Annotated in this window: 16 protein-coding genes; 8 read left to right on the top strand and 8 right to left on the bottom strand. The window is 65.9% G+C overall.

Going from position 1 to position 13,912, the window contains the following annotated elements:
• Positions 1 to 70 precede the first annotated feature (70 nt).
• Positions 71 to 976 (top strand): phosphoserine phosphatase SerB, encoded by a 906-nt coding sequence (gene serB / locus N2K95_RS08490; RefSeq protein WP_260651218.1) that lies wholly within the window; start codon positions 71 to 73, stop codon positions 974 to 976.
• A 13-nt stretch (positions 977 to 989) separates the two neighbouring features.
• Here the strand turns inward: serB and N2K95_RS08485 are convergent, their stop codons facing one another.
• Positions 990 to 1,766: an SDR family oxidoreductase gene (locus tag N2K95_RS08485; RefSeq protein ID WP_260651217.1), complete on the bottom strand. Its 777-nt coding sequence runs from the start codon at positions 1,764 to 1,766 to the stop codon at positions 990 to 992.
• Between the two features lie 121 nt (positions 1,767 to 1,887).
• Positions 1,888 to 2,616, bottom strand: coding sequence for a beta-ketoacyl-ACP reductase (locus N2K95_RS08480; protein ID WP_260651216.1), 729 nt, complete (start codon positions 2,614 to 2,616; stop codon positions 1,888 to 1,890).
• A gap of 137 nt (positions 2,617 to 2,753) precedes the next feature.
• Between N2K95_RS08480 and N2K95_RS08475 the strand changes: the two genes are divergently transcribed.
• From N2K95_RS08475 to N2K95_RS08465, 3 genes are read left to right on the top strand one after another with little or no spacing between them, the layout of a single operon-like run.
• A complete protein-coding gene (locus N2K95_RS08475) occupies positions 2,754 to 3,149 on the top strand; it encodes a DUF3099 domain-containing protein (RefSeq protein WP_260651215.1) in 396 nt (131 codons plus the stop codon).
• A gap of 9 nt (positions 3,150 to 3,158) precedes the next feature.
• Entirely contained in the window at positions 3,159 to 3,407 is a 249-nt protein-coding gene (locus N2K95_RS08470) for a hypothetical protein (protein WP_255792077.1), read from the top strand.
• Positions 3,408 to 4,280 (top strand): SURF1 family cytochrome oxidase biogenesis protein, encoded by an 873-nt coding sequence (locus tag N2K95_RS08465; RefSeq protein WP_260651214.1) that lies wholly within the window; start codon positions 3,408 to 3,410, stop codon positions 4,278 to 4,280. It abuts the gene before it with no gap.
• A 74-nt stretch (positions 4,281 to 4,354) separates the two neighbouring features.
• Here N2K95_RS08465 and N2K95_RS08460 read toward each other — a convergent pair whose 3' ends face one another.
• Positions 4,355 to 5,953, bottom strand: coding sequence for an ABC-F family ATP-binding cassette domain-containing protein (locus N2K95_RS08460; protein ID WP_255792079.1), 1,599 nt, complete (start codon positions 5,951 to 5,953; stop codon positions 4,355 to 4,357).
• Between the two features lie 254 nt (positions 5,954 to 6,207).
• Between N2K95_RS08460 and N2K95_RS08455 the strand changes: the two genes are divergently transcribed.
• From N2K95_RS08455 to ypfJ, 4 genes are read left to right on the top strand one after another with little or no spacing between them, the layout of a single operon-like run.
• Positions 6,208 to 6,867, top strand: a complete 660-nt coding sequence (locus N2K95_RS08455; RefSeq protein ID WP_260651213.1) for a biotin transporter BioY — start codon at positions 6,208 to 6,210, stop codon at positions 6,865 to 6,867.
• Positions 6,867 to 7,580: an energy-coupling factor ABC transporter ATP-binding protein gene (locus tag N2K95_RS08450; RefSeq protein ID WP_260651212.1), complete on the top strand. Its 714-nt coding sequence runs from the start codon at positions 6,867 to 6,869 to the stop codon at positions 7,578 to 7,580. Before N2K95_RS08455 ends, N2K95_RS08450 begins: the two co-directional genes overlap by 1 nt.
• Positions 7,577 to 8,233, top strand: a complete 657-nt coding sequence (locus N2K95_RS08445) for an energy-coupling factor transporter transmembrane component T (protein WP_260651211.1) — start codon at positions 7,577 to 7,579, stop codon at positions 8,231 to 8,233. The genes N2K95_RS08450 and N2K95_RS08445 overlap by 4 nt, the downstream gene beginning before the upstream one ends.
• Before the next feature lie 9 nt (positions 8,234 to 8,242).
• Positions 8,243 to 9,145: a KPN_02809 family neutral zinc metallopeptidase gene (gene ypfJ, locus N2K95_RS08440; RefSeq protein ID WP_255792084.1), complete on the top strand. Its 903-nt coding sequence runs from the start codon at positions 8,243 to 8,245 to the stop codon at positions 9,143 to 9,145.
• Positions 9,146 to 9,311: 166 nt separating this feature from the next.
• On the opposite strand, the gene N2K95_RS08435 is transcribed toward ypfJ, so the two are convergent.
• The 5 genes from N2K95_RS08435 to sufC form a co-directional block, all read right to left on the bottom strand.
• Positions 9,312 to 11,138 carry an HNH endonuclease signature motif containing protein gene (locus N2K95_RS08435; protein ID WP_260651210.1) on the bottom strand — a complete coding sequence of 609 codons (1,827 nt, stop codon included), beginning with the start codon at positions 11,136 to 11,138 and terminating at the stop codon, positions 9,312 to 9,314.
• 386 nt (positions 11,139 to 11,524) lie between these two features.
• Complete coding sequence (locus N2K95_RS08430) at positions 11,525 to 12,085, bottom strand: RNA 2'-phosphotransferase (RefSeq protein ID WP_260651209.1); 561 nt, start codon at positions 12,083 to 12,085, stop codon at positions 11,525 to 11,527.
• A gap of 113 nt (positions 12,086 to 12,198) precedes the next feature.
• Entirely contained in the window at positions 12,199 to 12,597 is a 399-nt protein-coding gene (locus tag N2K95_RS08425) for a nuclear transport factor 2 family protein (protein WP_260651208.1), read from the bottom strand.
• Between the two features lie 91 nt (positions 12,598 to 12,688).
• The gene (locus N2K95_RS08420) at positions 12,689 to 13,018 is read right to left on the bottom strand and encodes a metal-sulfur cluster assembly factor (RefSeq protein WP_229948292.1); all 330 of its coding nucleotides are present in this window, start codon (positions 13,016 to 13,018) and stop codon (positions 12,689 to 12,691) included.
• A 23-nt stretch (positions 13,019 to 13,041) separates the two neighbouring features.
• Positions 13,042 to 13,815, bottom strand: coding sequence for a Fe-S cluster assembly ATPase SufC (sufC, locus tag N2K95_RS08415; protein ID WP_255792090.1), 774 nt, complete (start codon positions 13,813 to 13,815; stop codon positions 13,042 to 13,044).
• Positions 13,816 to 13,912: the final 97 nt, after the last annotated feature.

Raw genomic sequence — 13,912 nt, 5'->3', positions numbered from 1 at the left:
ACGCAGATGCGGCCGGGAAACCCCCGTACCGAACAGGTACCGCAACGCTGAACCGAGCAGAACGGAAACCATGCCGAACTCCCCCGAATACAGTGTCGTCAGCTACGGGACGGACCTGTCCGATGCCTATCTCGGCGCGGTACAGGCCGCCGTCTCCGGTTTGGGGGCGCGGATCCTGGAACTGGAGAACGCTGCGGGGAACGGTTTCACTGTGTCCAAGCTTTATGTGGGGTACGACGGCGGCCTCTCCCGGCTGCGGCGCACCGTCGCCGCAGCTTCGGCTGCCGTGCCGGCAAAGCCGGGCGGGGAGCAGAGCGCCGTGGTGCCGCCGTCGCTGCTGAAGGAGGCACGGAAGCTGCTGGTGCTGGACGTGGACTCCACCCTGATCAAGCAGGAGGTCATCGAGCTGCTGGCGGCCCACGCGGGACGGGAGGCCGAGGTGGCGGCCGTGACCGAGGCGGCCATGCGCGGTGAACTGGACTTTGCCGCGAGCCTGCATGCCAGGGTGAAGACCCTGGCGGGGCTGCCGGCATCCGTCATTGACGAAGTGGGGGCTCGAATTGAGCTTTCCGACGGAGCCGAACTGCTGGTGAAGGAGTTCCTGGCCGCCGGGCACGGCGTTGCCGTTGTGTCCGGCGGGTTCAGCCAGGTGCTGGATCCGCTGGCCGACCGGCTGCGGCTCACCTTCCGGCGCGCAAACCTGCTGGAAATCGAAGACGGGGTGCTGACCGGCGCAGTGTCCGGGGAGGTGGTGGACCGTGCCGTCAAGGCCCGCTCACTGGCCGAATGGGCGCAGGAGCTGGACGTGGCACCGGAACACACCATAGCGGTGGGCGACGGCGCCAATGACCTGGACATGCTCGCGGCGGCCGCACTGGGAGTGGCGTTCAACGCCAAACCGGCAGTGCAGGCCGCCGCGGATGCCGTGCTGAACCTGCCACGCCTGGACGTGGTGCAGCACTTCGTGAAGCTCTAGGCGGGATGAAGCCCTAGGCGGGGTCGCCCGCCCGGTCGGCTGCTGCATCTGCGGACAGGTAATCCGCGCCGCCCACATATTCGGTGTGTCCGGACGGAACATCGGCAGTGGCCATGCGCGCCACCTCGGCGCCGAACTCCTGCACGGAGTAAAGCCGGCCGGCTTCCTCGCGCCGGGCTTCGATGGCGCCGGGGTTGGCCCGGTCCAGCAGGGTCGCCGTCACGGTGCCTTCGATCATGTCGCCGGAGACCACCACCAGGGAGATGCCCTTTTCCTCCAGCTGCGGCAGCAGAGCCCGCAGCGCATCCTCGCCGGCACGCTTGCTGAGGGCCACTGCTTCGTACTCGGGCATGGTCGGCACGGAGCGGATGAAGTGGGCCTGGTGGCTGGTGACGAAAACCACCCGCGAACCGGCCGGCATAACGTCAAGCGCTGCATTGAGCATGTTGACCTGCGCGTCGCGGTTCAGCTTCAGCGCGTAGTCCTCCTCCACACCGGTTTCCATGCCGCCGGAGGCGTTCAGCACGAGGACGTCGAGCCCGCCGAAGTTCTCCTGTGCTGCCGCCACGAGGGCAGCCGGGCCTTCCGCGGCGGTGAGGTCCGCGCCCACGGCCACCGCACGTCCGCCGTCGGCCTCGATAGCCGCCACCACCTTGTTGGCGCGCGGTGCCTTCTGGCGGTAATTGACGACGACGCCGGCGCCCTCGGCGGCCAAGAAGCGCGCCACCTCGGCTCCGATTCCGCGCGATGATCCGGTGACGATCGCGGCTTTGCCCTGCAGCAGGCCCATGGGATCTCCTTTTGTAGAAAGTATCTAAGCGTTCAGCTCTCCGAACCCATCCTGCCAGCCGGGGTCCCGGCCGGCAGTTGAGGAAACCTCCAAGGATTCGCGGGCACGGCGTTGGCCGGAGCTAGTGCCCCATGCCCAGGCCGCCGTCGACCGGGATGACCGCACCGGAAATGTAGCCTGCCTCGTCGCCGGCAATCCAGCGCACCACGTTGGCAACTTCCTCCGGCTCGGCGAACCTGCCGGCGGGGATGGAGGACAGGTAGTTCTTCTGCGTATCTTCGGGCAGGGCGCGGGTCATGTCGGTGTTGATGAATCCCGGGGCCACGACATTGGCGGTGATGTTGCGGGAGCCGAGTTCGCGGGTGAGGGACCGGGCAATGCCGATGAGTCCGGATTTGGAGGCCGCGTAGTTGATCTGCCCGGGCGAACCGTAGAGTCCGACCACCGAGGAAATCAGCACCACCCGGCCCTTCTTCATCCGGAGCATGCCCTTGGACGCCCGCTTGACCACCCGGAAGGCGCCGGTGAGGTTGGTATCGATCACGTCGGAGAAATCGTCTTCACTCATCCGGAGCAGCAGAGTGTCCCGCGTAATCCCGGCATTGGCTACAAGGACTTCCACCGGACCGTGGGCGGCCTCCACCTCGGTGAACGCGGCGTCGACCGATGCCATGTCCGTCACATCCGCCTTGACTCCCAGCATTCCCTCGGGAACCTCGCCGCTGCGGTAGGTGATGGCCACGCGGTCACCGCCGGCGAGGAACGCCTTGGCGATTGCCAGCCCGATTCCGCGGTTTCCGCCGGTCACCAGGACACTGCGGCCGGCGGGGGTTTCTGGAGTGTTCTGCACGGATGTTCCTACTTTCAGCCAGGGATTGGGGGTCGCTTCGATCCTACGTGCGCCGGATTCAACTTCTGCAACGACGCTGCGAGTGAGAGAATGAACGAACCTGTTTGGAGGGTGAGGAAGACTACCGATGGCTACTGATGGCTAGGGACACAAACCGCGGGGAGAGCGTCCCCAGAATCACCGACGCACCCAGCCCGCACACGGATGAAATGCGCACCCGCATGATCAAGTACGGCGTGTCCATGGGCATCCGCGTGGTCTGCCTGTTCCTGATGTTCTTTGTCCACGGCTGGCTGCTGTGGGTGGTGATTGCCGGTGCGGTGGTGCTCCCCTATTTTGCGGTCATCATGGCCAACGGCGGCTCGGATACCCGCCTGATGACCTCCAGCGACGCGATGATAGACCGCCCACCGGCCACTGCCCTGGACGCGCCGCGGGCGGCGGAAGAACCCGAAGAAACCCCCGAAACCACTGTGTTGTCGGGGGAAATCGTAGACAATGACGACGACATCAACGACGAAGACAAGGCCTGATCCCCCAGCATGAACCTCCTCGATTCACTTTCCGGCAACTCTGCCGATACAGGCGCCGGCACGCCGGTGTGCTCCCGGAAAGCCTGCCGGCTCGACGCCGCCTGGCGGCTGCTGTGGAACAACCCCCGGATCCACACGCCGGAACGCCGCAAGACCTGGCTGTCCTGCGATGAGCACCGGGACTGGCTGGAGGATTACCTGCGCACGCGCGGCCTCTGGAAGGAAACCCTCCCGCTGGGCGAAGGCGGGACGGAGTAGATGTACCGTTTCCTCTTTTCGGCCCGCTGGTTCGGCTGGTTTGTGCTCGTCTGTGTCCTGGCGGCTGCCTGCATCGGTTTGGGCAGGTGGCAGATGGACCGCCGCGACGCCTCCCTGGCCGACAGTGCCCTCATCGAGTCCAATTACGACGCCGAACCCGTACCGTACGAGGAGGCCGGCAAATACTTCGATACGTATGACGAAGCAGCAGAATGGCTGCCCGTGAAGCTTGAGGGGACGTACGACTCCTCCGAGCAGCGCATCATCCGCAACCGTCCCCTGAAGGGCCGGCCCGGCTATGAAGTCCTGGTGCCGCTGAAGCTTGATGACGGCACCAGCGTGGCGGTCAACCGCGGCTGGCTGCCGATCGGCGACGACGAGGCCGGCAGGCCGGACAGCATCCCTGCCGCCCCCGAGGGACGGGTAAGCGTGGTGGCCCGGATCAAGGCCGCCGAACCCACCCTGACCCGCTCCGCCCCTGAAGGCCAGCTTCCCTCGATCGATCTGGGCGCCTTCGCGGAGCAGCTGGACTATCCGCTGCACCAGGGCTCCTACGGCCTGATGGCGAGCGAGGACCCGGGTGCCGCCGTCGCACCTGAAGGCGCACCGCGGCCGGAGGTGGATGAGGGGCTGCACCTCTCCTACGGCCTGCAGTGGTACGGCTTCGCACTGATGATGTTCATCGGCCTGGGCTATGCCGCGCGGCAGGAAGCACTGAACCGCTACTACGACGGCATTGACGACGACGAAGAGGACGAGGACGACATCATCGCCGCCCACCCGGCCCCGTCCCGACGTCGTCCGCCGCGTAAGAGGCGCGGCCCCACGGGCGAAGAGGAAGAGGATGCCATCCTGGACGCCCAGGGCTACTAGGCACCCCCCCCGCCAGACACTAACGGCCCTGCTCCAAATCGGAGCAGGGCCGTTAGTGTCTGTGCAGGGTCCGGCTAGGCCAGGGTCACCAGATCAAGGTAGTTCTCGTTCCAGTGGTCCTCGTCGCCGTCGGGCAGGAGGACTACGCGTTCCGGGTTCAGTGCGGCAACGGCGCCCTCATCGTGGCTGACCATCACCACGGCTCCGGTGTAGTTGCTGAGGGCGCCCAGGATCTCCGCACGGGAAGCGGGGTCCAGGTTGTTGGTGGGCTCATCCAGGAGCAGGACGTTGGCGGAGGACGCAACGATGGTGGCCAGGGCCAGACGCGTCTTCTCGCCGCCGGACAGGACTCCGGCCTTCTTGCTGACGTCGTCGCCGCTGAACATGAAGGAACCCAGCACGCTGCGGACCTCGGCATCGTCCATGTCCGGGGCGGCGGACCGCATGTTCTCCAGCACGGTCCGCTCCGTGTCCAGGGTTTCGTGCTCCTGGGCGTAGTAGCCGACCTTGAGCCCGTGTCCGGGGATGACCCTGCCGGTGTCAGGGGTGTCCACGCCGGCGAGCATCCGCAGCAGGGTGGTCTTGCCGGCACCGTTGAGGCCCAGGATGACCACCTTCGACCCGCGGTCGATGGCCAGGTCCACGTCGGTGAAGATCTCCAGCGAGCCGTAGCTCTTGCTGAGGCCTTCGGCTGTCATGGGAGTCTTGCCGCACGGAGCCGGATCCGGGAAGCGCAGGGCTGCCACGCGGTCATTGGCGCGGACAGCGTCCAGGCCGCCCATCAGGCGGTCCACGCGCTTGAGCATGCTCTGCGCCGCGGAGGCACCGGAGGCGCGGGCCTTCATCTTGTTGGCCTGGGCCAGGAGGATGCCGGCCTTCTTTTCGGTGTTGGCACGCTCACGCTTACGGGCACGCTCGTCAGTCTCGCGCTGGACCTTGTAGCGCTTCCAGTCCATGTTGTAGATATCGATGGTGGCGCGGTTCGCGTCCAGGCTGAAGACCTTGTTGACGGTGGCTTCAAGCAGCTCGGTATCGTGGCTGATCACGATCAGGCCGCCGGTGTGGTTCTTCAGGAATTCCCGCAGCCAGGCGATGGAATCGGCGTCGAGGTGGTTGGTGGGCTCATCGAGGAGCATGGTCTCGGCATCGGAATACAGGATGCGGGCCAGTTCCACGCGGCGGCGCTGGCCGCCGGAGAGGGTCTTCAGGGGCTGGTTCAGCAGCCGGTCCGGCAAGGCCAGGTTGGCGCAGATCGAGGCTGCCTCGGACTCTGCCGCGTAACCGCCGGCGGAGAGGAACTCCGACTCCAGCCGGTCATAGCGGTTCATGGCCTTCTGCGAGATCTTCGGATCGTCGCTGGCCATTTCGTCCTGGCACTTTTTCAGCTGCGCGGAAACCTTGTCCAGGCCCCGGGCGGAGAGGATGCGGTCACGGCCAAGCTGATCCATGTCCGGCGTGCGGGGATCCTGGGGAAGGTAGCCGATCTCGCCGACGCGCTTGACTGTGCCGGCGGCGGGGAGGGCCTCGCCCGCGAGGACTTTGGTGAGGGTGGTCTTGCCGGCGCCGTTGCGGCCCACCAGCCCGATCTTGTCTCCCTTGTCCACACGGAACGAAACCGCTTCCAAGAGAAGGCGTGCGCCTGCGCGCAGCTCAAGACCAGATACGGAAATCACTCAGTGGACCTTTCGAAGGTTTTTGTCTTGCGGATACGCTGCGCGGTGCGCGGGCCTCGAAACGGTGGGAATCCACCGAGGCGGGAAGGGTCACATTGACCGGTCATATAGGCCTGGTTGGCCGGAACAGCCTTTCCAGTCTAGCCGCCAGAGTCCATTTGTAGAAAACCTCCAATGGAATCCGCCACCGGCGCAGCTACTGTTCAAAACGTTATGCGGTCCGTTTTTCTTCCCCTATAAGGAAAAGTGCAGCGATGAACAACACTTCGGCCGATGCGCCGCAGTCTGTCCCCGGCACCGGCAGCCAGGGTTCTTCCGGCAGCCGGCCGCGCCCCCGAAGCCGCCGGTGGACATCGGCGGACCTGTCACTGATTGCCGTTTTTGCTGCCCTTACCGCGGTTTTCTCCCTTCTCCCAGGGGTGCCGCTGGGAGCCGGCGTGCCGATCACCCTGCAAACACTGGCGGTCATGCTCACCGGCATGCTCCTGGGACCGGCGCGGGGCGCGGCCGCCGTCGGCCTTTTCCTGCTTGCCGGTCTGGCCGGACTGCCGGTGTTCAGCGGCTTCAGCGGAGGCCTGGGCGTCCTGGCCGGCCCGTCCGCCGGCTACCTGCTGTCCTTCCCCGTGGCCGCCGCCGTCGTCGGGCTGCTGGCCGGTCTAGTGCTGCGGCGTACGCGCCGGGCCCGTCCCGCCCTGCTCTTCGCCGCGGCACTAGCCACGAGCTTCCTCGTTGTTCACCCGGCGGGAATTGCGGGGCTGATGCTCAACGCCCATCTGTCCTTCCCCGCAGCACTGGCAGCGGACATGGCTTTCTGGCCCGGGGACGTCATCAAGAACGTGCTTGCGGCCGTGGTGGCGGTCAGCGTCTTCAAGGCCTTCCCATCGATGGCCGCTCCGGAGCGCCGGAGCCGCTGATGCCCTCGATCCTCCTGCAGGACGCCGGTGTGCTGCCCGCCGACGACGGCGGCGGCGCTGCGTCCGGCGAGCCGATCCTGCATCCGCTGTCGCTGGAGCTGAATACTGCGCGCACCGCCGTCATCGGCGCCAACGGCTCAGGCAAATCAACGCTGCTGAAACTGCTGAACGGACTGGTGCTGCCGGACACCGGCACGGTCAGCGTGGACGGCCTGGACACTGCCAGACACGGGGCGGCCGTGCGGCGGCGCGTCGGGTTTGTCTTCACCGATCCGCTCTCGCAGCTGGTGATGCCCACCGGCCGGGACGACGTCGAACTGTCCCTGCGCGCATCCATCCGGCACCGGGGCCAGCGCCGTGCCGCGGCCGAAGCCCGGCTGGATGCCCTCGGGCTGCTGGAGCTGGCGGACCGGAGCATCTACGACCTCTCCGGCGGCGAACGGCAGCTGATGGCGCTGGCCTCCGTGCTGGCCGTGGAACCTGCCGTGCTGGTGGCGGATGAGCCCAGTACCCTGCTGGACCTGCGGAACACGGCACGGCTGCGGCGGGTCTTCGCATCACTCCCCCAGCAGGTTATCTACACCACCCATGACCTTGATTTCGCAGCCGATGCGGACCGGGTGCTGGTGATGGACGGCGGTGCAGTGGTGTTCGACGGCGGTCCGCGCGAAGGCATAGCCGCCTACCGGGCGCTGGCGCTGGGGGTGGGATGAAGCGTTCAGCGCGGTCTACGGATCTGCTCGCGGCGTACCGGCGGGGCACCTCTCCGGTGCATACGGCGCCGCTGGGGCTGAAGGTGGCTGCCCTGGTGGTTCTGTCCGTGGCCGTGCTGGTGCTGCGCTCCCCTGTGGTGCTTGCGGTTGCCGTGGTCCTGGTGGTTGCCGGGTACACGGCTGCACGCCTGCTGCGGATGTCCTGGCAGCCGCTGCGTTCGATGTGGCCGATCCTGGTGCTGTTGGGGGCGTTCCAGTGGTGGGCTTCCGGCGCAGAGGCTGCGGTGATGGTGACCGGCAATATTGTGGTCTGCGTGACGGCGGCCCGGCTTCTGACACTGACTACTCCCCCGCAGGACCTCCTGGAGGGACTGGTCTCCCTGGCGCGTCCGCTGCGGCCGCTGGGCGCAGACCCGGAACGGTTCGGGCTGACCCTGGCGTTGATGCTGCGCAGCATTCCGTTCCTGCTCGGCTCGGCGCGGGATGTCCGTGAATCGGCCATGGCACGGGGGCTGGAACGTAATCCCCGTGCCCTCACCGTTCCGGTGGTCATCCGGGCTGTTGCCTATGCCCGGCAGACCGGTGACGCGCTGGCCGCACGGGGCATCGGCGAAAGGACCTCCGACGCGGAGGTTGCCAAAGGCAACCGATAACCTGAGGGCATGAGTTTCAATAACAACGCGCGTCTGGATTCCTCCCGTGTCAGTGACCGGCGCGGCAAGGGCAAAGGCATCGCCGTAGGCGGCGGACTGGGCGGCGGTCTGCTGCTGATCCTGTCCCTGTTCTTCGGATCGGACGTGATTGACGGGCTGGGGCTGAGTGACGGATCCGGTGTGGCTGCCGGCCAGGCGCAGTCGGAAAGCATCGACACCTGCCTGAACGGTGAAGACGCCAACGAACGGCTGGACTGCCGCATCCTTGGTACTGCCGAAAGCCTCGACAGCTTCTGGGCACCGTATCTGGACGGCTACGGCCTGACCTACACCGAGCCCGGGGTGGTTCTCTTTACGGACCGGACCAGCACCGGCTGCGGTTCTGCCACCAGTGCTGTCGGTCCGTTCTACTGCCCTGCGGACGAGCAGACCTACTACGACACTGCGTTCTTCTCGGACCTGGTCACGAACTACGGTTCCTCCGGCGGTCCGCTGGCCCAGGAATACGTTGTTGCGCATGAGTTCGGGCACCATATCCAGCAGATCACCGGCTCCAGTGCGGGCCGGAACGCGGACCCGCAGGGTGCGGAGTCCGCGTCGGTGCGGACCGAACTGCAGGCCGACTGCTATGCCGGCCTGTGGGCGCGGCATGCGGCGGACCAGCCCGCTCCCGGCTCGGACGTGCCGTTCCTGGCACCGTTCACCGAGACCGACATCAGCGACGCCCTCTCTGCGGCGTCTGCCATCGGCGATGACCGGATCCAGGCTTCAGCCACGGGACAGGTAAACCCGGAAAGCTGGACCCACGGCTCCAGCGCCCAGCGCCAGGCCTGGTTCCTGGCGGGCTACAACGACGGCGGCAGCCTGGAAACGTGCGATACCTTCAGCGCATCGGACCTGTCTAACCCGTAGGGTCTGGGCCCTGCCTGGCCTGCGGAATTGGGAGCAAACCCCAGAACCCAGGACCGAGGCAGGCCCGTGGTCCGAAGCGGACCACGGAACCGGCGGGCGTGGACCGAACCGGACCCTGTCCCCGAAGGGTCCGTCCGTTGGATGCTCGCTCCTATACCGGTCCGGATTAGAAGGGCGCTGTTGCCACTTGCCGATGTCCTACCACCGGGTCCGCTGCTGTGTCCGGTGGTCCAGCTTGCGGCCGGCCCAGTTCTAGGAAGGGTTCGGTCCGGTAGACCCGGCCTGCCGGTGAGGTCCACTCGATCACTCCGGGTGTCGGTTGGAAGGCTGTCCAGTAGCCCAGGGTCTTGAACCGGTGGTGCCGCCGGCAGAGGTGCTCCAGGTTCCCGTGATCCGTGGGGCCGCCTTGTGCCCAGTCGGTGGTGTGGTCGATATCCGAGTTCGCGGTACTGACCCTGCAGCCGGGGAAACGACAGGTTCCATCCCTTGCGCGGAGCCAGCGTCTGAGGCCGGCCGGGACTTTTCGGCGCCGTCCTACCCCGAGGATCTCTCCCGTCTCCGGATCCTGTGCCAAACCGGTCCAGCCGGCAGCGTTCCGTGCGAGTCGTCGGGCCGCTTCAGCGCTGATAGGTCCGTACCCGTGCAATTCGGCGGGCTGGTCGTCGGCTCCGAAGAGGGTTTCAGCGTTGATGAGGACCATGATTTCCGCCCGCGGCACGATACCGCCGTCGTCGCAGCCGGTCCCGCCCGCGCCGGTCTTGCCGGTCCCGCGTCCCCCGCCCGTCACAGTCTCGACATCGCCTTCCGGACCGCGAACACCGCCGGTCCCTTTACGGACATCACTGCTGCTGCCGGTACCTGCACTCACCAGTGTTGGGTCAAGACCGCCCATCAGCAGCTGCGCGAGGATGTCCGCACGCAGCTGGTCCGTGGTCCGGGAATCGCCGGCCGCCTGCTCACCCCGGGCCGCCGTGCTGAGGGTCGTGTAGATCTGCTGGGCTTCCTCGGCCCGCAGGTACGCGGAGAGGCAGGACATACCGTCTTCTTCCCGGTCCAAAGTGACCTTGCGCTGCTCGAACGCCGTCAGATGCCGTTTGGTGACGGTGTCGGGGAATGTCGTTTCACGCAAGCGTCTGGCCTTGGCTGAGAACTGGGCCCGGGTCTTCCCTTCTGCAGCTTTCAGCAGGTCTGCTTCAAACTCGGGCAGTTTCCCGGCGGGAACGGTCTCGCACTGCTCCAACACCACCTGCGCATGCTGGAAACTAAGCTGCCCTTCTTCCAGCCCGGCCAGGGTGGCGGCATGGGGGCCGCACAGCAGGCCCGCTTCGAACATCAGCCGCTGCGCGGTGACCTGCGGGATGTTCAGGATGACCGCGCATTCGGACGCCGCGAGGCTGAACGCCATTGCCGGTTCGAGCCGTCCGGACGCGGCATGGAAATCGTCGCGGAAAGCCTCCTGCATCCGGTTCATCAGCCGGGCCTCCTGTGCCTGCACCCAGGACTTCAGATGCGCCATCCGGGACAGGGCTTCCCCGACGGTCTGCGCGTCGAAGGATTCGAGGTTCTGCAGGGCCAGTGTTCCGGTGAAGCCGTCCGGATATCCTTCGGCAGGATTCCGGCCTTCGGAATCGGAAACTGCGGGACCTCCGGAATCGGGGGCTGAACAATCGTCTCCGGAATCAGTGGCGGTGGGAGCTCCGGGATTGGCTGGTTCGGAGACGGATGGGCCCGCAGCGCCAAGCCTCACATCTGGTACGGGATTGTCGGCAGGCTGGGTGCCGGCCTCAGAGTCGTTCTCGGGAGCGGCAGCAGAAGTTTGGGTACCCGCGTCAACGTCAGCATTCCCGACGGGTTCGGCAGTCAGTTCCGCCCGGTACACCGACAAAGAGCAGGCCGCACGCGGCGTATCTGCTTCACCAATCTGCCCGGTTGGCTGCTGGTCTTCACTGCCCTGCTCTTCGGTTGTCCGTCCGGTGTTCCCGAGCTGATCCATACCCTCAGGATTTCACCCGGCACTGACATTTCCGGGCCAAAAACAGGCCCAAAACGTCCCCTCGCAAAACCTTAAATACCTGTCTTTCTAAGGCCACTACCTAGTCCCGAAACAGCCACCGATTGGCTCGCCAATGATCACTGGCGGGGACCCATTCGGTCGCCAGGCAGCAGTTGCCGCGGGGACGACGCCGGCCCGCCAGCGAACCCCGCCCGCCCCGTAGGTCCGCCTATGCCTCGCCGGCCCCGACGCGTCACTGTGGCTCCTGGAAACCAGCCCGGAAACAGTCGCCGGGTTCACCCAGCCAGCGTCCGCCGATCCAGCGGCCGCCCAACCGGCATCCCGGAGACCAGCTCATCCCTGGCTTTCACCCGGCGGCCCTCAGCTCAGGTCTCCAGCAGCCCCACAGCGGATGCGGGTATGGCATCGGACAGCCAAACACCCGACGCCGATCGGTAGAAACTTACTCCCTGTGCATCCGCGATGTCCGTATCCACGGTAAAGATCACGGGATCGGCGTCCTTGCGCCGGCCCACCTGACGGGCCTGGTCAACGGTTTCCGCAAGGTGGACGGACTGCCGCTTCATGGGCAGGAGCCCGGATGCACGGATTGCGGGAACGGCAGCACGGGCAGTGCCGTGGAAAAGCACCGCCGGGGGCGAACCCGGCTCCCCTGCAGGCTGGACCGCCACGGAATGGCCGTGCACTGCGCGGATGCGTCCGTTGCTGATCTGGTGCCGCTTCTTCTCCGCCGCGTCAAGCACGTTCTGAAGCACCTGCTCGTCCACGGATTCCCACTCCGGACCCAACCGGTGCAGCGCAGCCAGCACATCATCCACCGGGGCCCATCCTTCGGGATCCAGCTCAAGGGCATACTTCTCCGGAGCATGACGGAGCGCATGGGACAGCACAAGGCTTATTTCGGTACGGCTGGGACTACGGCCCATCTGGGTGCCGCCTTTCGGTACTGATGCCACTTTTCTCAACTCCCGTCGAACCCGCGCCGGCCCGTAAAGACCCGACCCGGAAGACCTGGCCAGGCAAAGAGTGCCCCTGCACCCTAGGCCCCCGGCTGCCCGACGTTTACTTCCGTAAAGTCACGGCAGAGCAGCCAGCGCCCGTCATCAAGCCGCCAGGATTCCATCAGCAGGGCCCGCCCGGTCACGTCGCCGCCCGAACGGTACGTCATTTCGTAGAACACCACTGCCTCGTCCCGGCCGCGGGGCGTGACGGTCCGGAAGTCCGCATGCACGGTGCTCCCCCGCAGCGCGGAAACTGTGCCGCCAAACCCTGCGCGGGCCGTCACCGCGTCAAACGGCTCAGTGGCGGCTGCTTCGGACCCCAGCCACCCGTGATAATCCGGCGACAGGAAGGTTTCAATCGGAGTGCTGTCCCCGGACGCCATGGCTTCGTTCCAGGCCGCCAGATACTGGTCATGAAAATGCGTGCTGTTCCCCATGGCGGACACGCTAGCACGCGAAAAAGGGCCGCTCCCCGTATCGGGAAGCGGCCCTTTCTGTTGGTGGTTCCGCTGCAGGCAGCGGAAACCTTTAGATGTTGAAGCCGAGGGCCCGCATCTGGTCGCGGCCGTCGTCGGTGATCTTGTCAGGTCCCCACGGCGGCATCCATACCCAGTTCAGTCGCCACTCATCGACGACACCGTCCAGGGCCTGGGCAGTCTGCTCTTCAAGCACATCGGTCAGCGGGCAGGCCGCCGTCGTCAGTGTCATGTCGATCAGAAGTGCACCGTCTTCGGCGTACTTCAGTCCGTAGAGCAGCCCGAGGTCAACGACGTTCACCCCGAGTTCGGGGTCGATGACGTCCTTCAGTGCCTCTTCGACGTCCTCAAGGGACGTGGTGGCCAGTTCGGAGTCGCTCATTTTTACTCCTTCAGCTGTCTTTACTACGCGCCGGCTGCGGCGGCGTTGGCACCGGTGAAGCGGTCGTAGCCTTCTTCTTCGAGGCGGTCGGCAAGTTCCGGGCCGCCCTGCTCGGCGATGTGGCCGTCAACGAAGACGTGTACATAGTCGGGCTTGATGTAACGAAGGATACGCGTGTAGTGCGTGATGAGCAGCGTACCCATGCCGCCCTTGGAGTGCTCGCGGTTAACGCCTTCGGAGACGATCTTCAGGGCGTCGACGTCGAGGCCGGAGTCGGTCTCGTCGAGGATGGCGATCTTCGGGTGGAAGAGTTCCATCTGCAGGATCTCCACGCGCTTCTTCTCGCCGCCGGAGAAGCCCTCGTTGACGTTGCGCTGGGCAAAGTCCGCGTCGATGCGCAGCTCGGCCATGGCCGCCTTGACGTCCTTGGTCCAGTGGCGCAGCGAGGGGGCCTCGCCGTCGAGCGCGGTCTTGGCGGTGCGCAGGAAGTTGGTCATGGTGACGCCGGGAACCTCTACCGGGTACTGCATGGCCAGGAAGAGACCGGCGCGGGCACGCTCGTCAACGCTCATCGCGAGGACATCTTCGCCGTCGAGAGTGATGGTACCGCTGTCCACGCTGTAGCGCGGGTGGCCGGCGATGGTGGAGGCCAGGGTGGACTTGCCGGAGCCGTTCGGGCCCATGATGGCGTGCGTTTCACCGGTGTTGATGGTCAGGCTGACACCCTTCAGGATCGGCTTGCGGCCCTGTTCGGTCTCAATGCTGACGTGAAGATCCTTGATCTCAAGAGTAGACATGCGAGTTGGCTTTCTCCTTTGCACCCGCGGGTGCGTTACTAAGCTTTTGGGGATGGAAGGCGACCAAAGTCCGGGTGCCGGAGTTTTTCCGGCACCC

This window comes from Arthrobacter zhaoxinii (assembly GCF_025244925.1).
Taxonomy (GTDB): Bacteria; Actinomycetota; Actinomycetes; order Actinomycetales; family Micrococcaceae; genus Arthrobacter_B; species Arthrobacter_B zhaoxinii.
Note: the sequence above shows the minus strand (reverse complement) of the source record. Positions and strands in the feature narration are given on the sequence as shown.

What these genes read in the sequence shown, in the direction of transcription:
- serB (WP_260651218.1), top strand. Translation starts at nt 71, where the DNA reads ATGCCGAACTCCCCCGAATACAGTGTCGTCAGCTACGGGACGGACCTG.
- N2K95_RS08425 (WP_260651208.1), bottom strand. Translation starts at nt 12,597, where the DNA reads ATGGGGAACAGCACGCATTTTCATGACCAGTATCTGGCGGCCTGGAAC.
- N2K95_RS08430 (WP_260651209.1), bottom strand. Translation starts at nt 12,085, where the DNA reads ATGGGCCGTAGTCCCAGCCGTACCGAAATAAGCCTTGTGCTGTCCCAT.
- N2K95_RS08420 (WP_229948292.1), bottom strand. Translation starts at nt 13,018, where the DNA reads ATGAGCGACTCCGAACTGGCCACCACGTCCCTTGAGGACGTCGAAGAG.
- N2K95_RS08485 (WP_260651217.1), bottom strand. Translation starts at nt 1,766, where the DNA reads ATGGGCCTGCTGCAGGGCAAAGCCGCGATCGTCACCGGATCATCGCGC.
- ypfJ (WP_255792084.1), top strand. Translation starts at nt 8,243, where the DNA reads ATGAGTTTCAATAACAACGCGCGTCTGGATTCCTCCCGTGTCAGTGAC.
- N2K95_RS08465 (WP_260651214.1), top strand. Translation starts at nt 3,408, where the DNA reads ATGTACCGTTTCCTCTTTTCGGCCCGCTGGTTCGGCTGGTTTGTGCTC.
- sufC (WP_255792090.1), bottom strand. Translation starts at nt 13,815, where the DNA reads ATGTCTACTCTTGAGATCAAGGATCTTCACGTCAGCATTGAGACCGAA.
- N2K95_RS08475 (WP_260651215.1), top strand. Translation starts at nt 2,754, where the DNA reads ATGGCTAGGGACACAAACCGCGGGGAGAGCGTCCCCAGAATCACCGAC.
- N2K95_RS08470 (WP_255792077.1), top strand. Translation starts at nt 3,159, where the DNA reads ATGAACCTCCTCGATTCACTTTCCGGCAACTCTGCCGATACAGGCGCC.
- N2K95_RS08445 (WP_260651211.1), top strand. Translation starts at nt 7,577, where the DNA reads ATGAAGCGTTCAGCGCGGTCTACGGATCTGCTCGCGGCGTACCGGCGG.
- N2K95_RS08435 (WP_260651210.1), bottom strand. Translation starts at nt 11,138, where the DNA reads ATGGATCAGCTCGGGAACACCGGACGGACAACCGAAGAGCAGGGCAGT.
- N2K95_RS08450 (WP_260651212.1), top strand. Translation starts at nt 6,867, where the DNA reads ATGCCCTCGATCCTCCTGCAGGACGCCGGTGTGCTGCCCGCCGACGAC.
- N2K95_RS08455 (WP_260651213.1), top strand. Translation starts at nt 6,208, where the DNA reads ATGAACAACACTTCGGCCGATGCGCCGCAGTCTGTCCCCGGCACCGGC.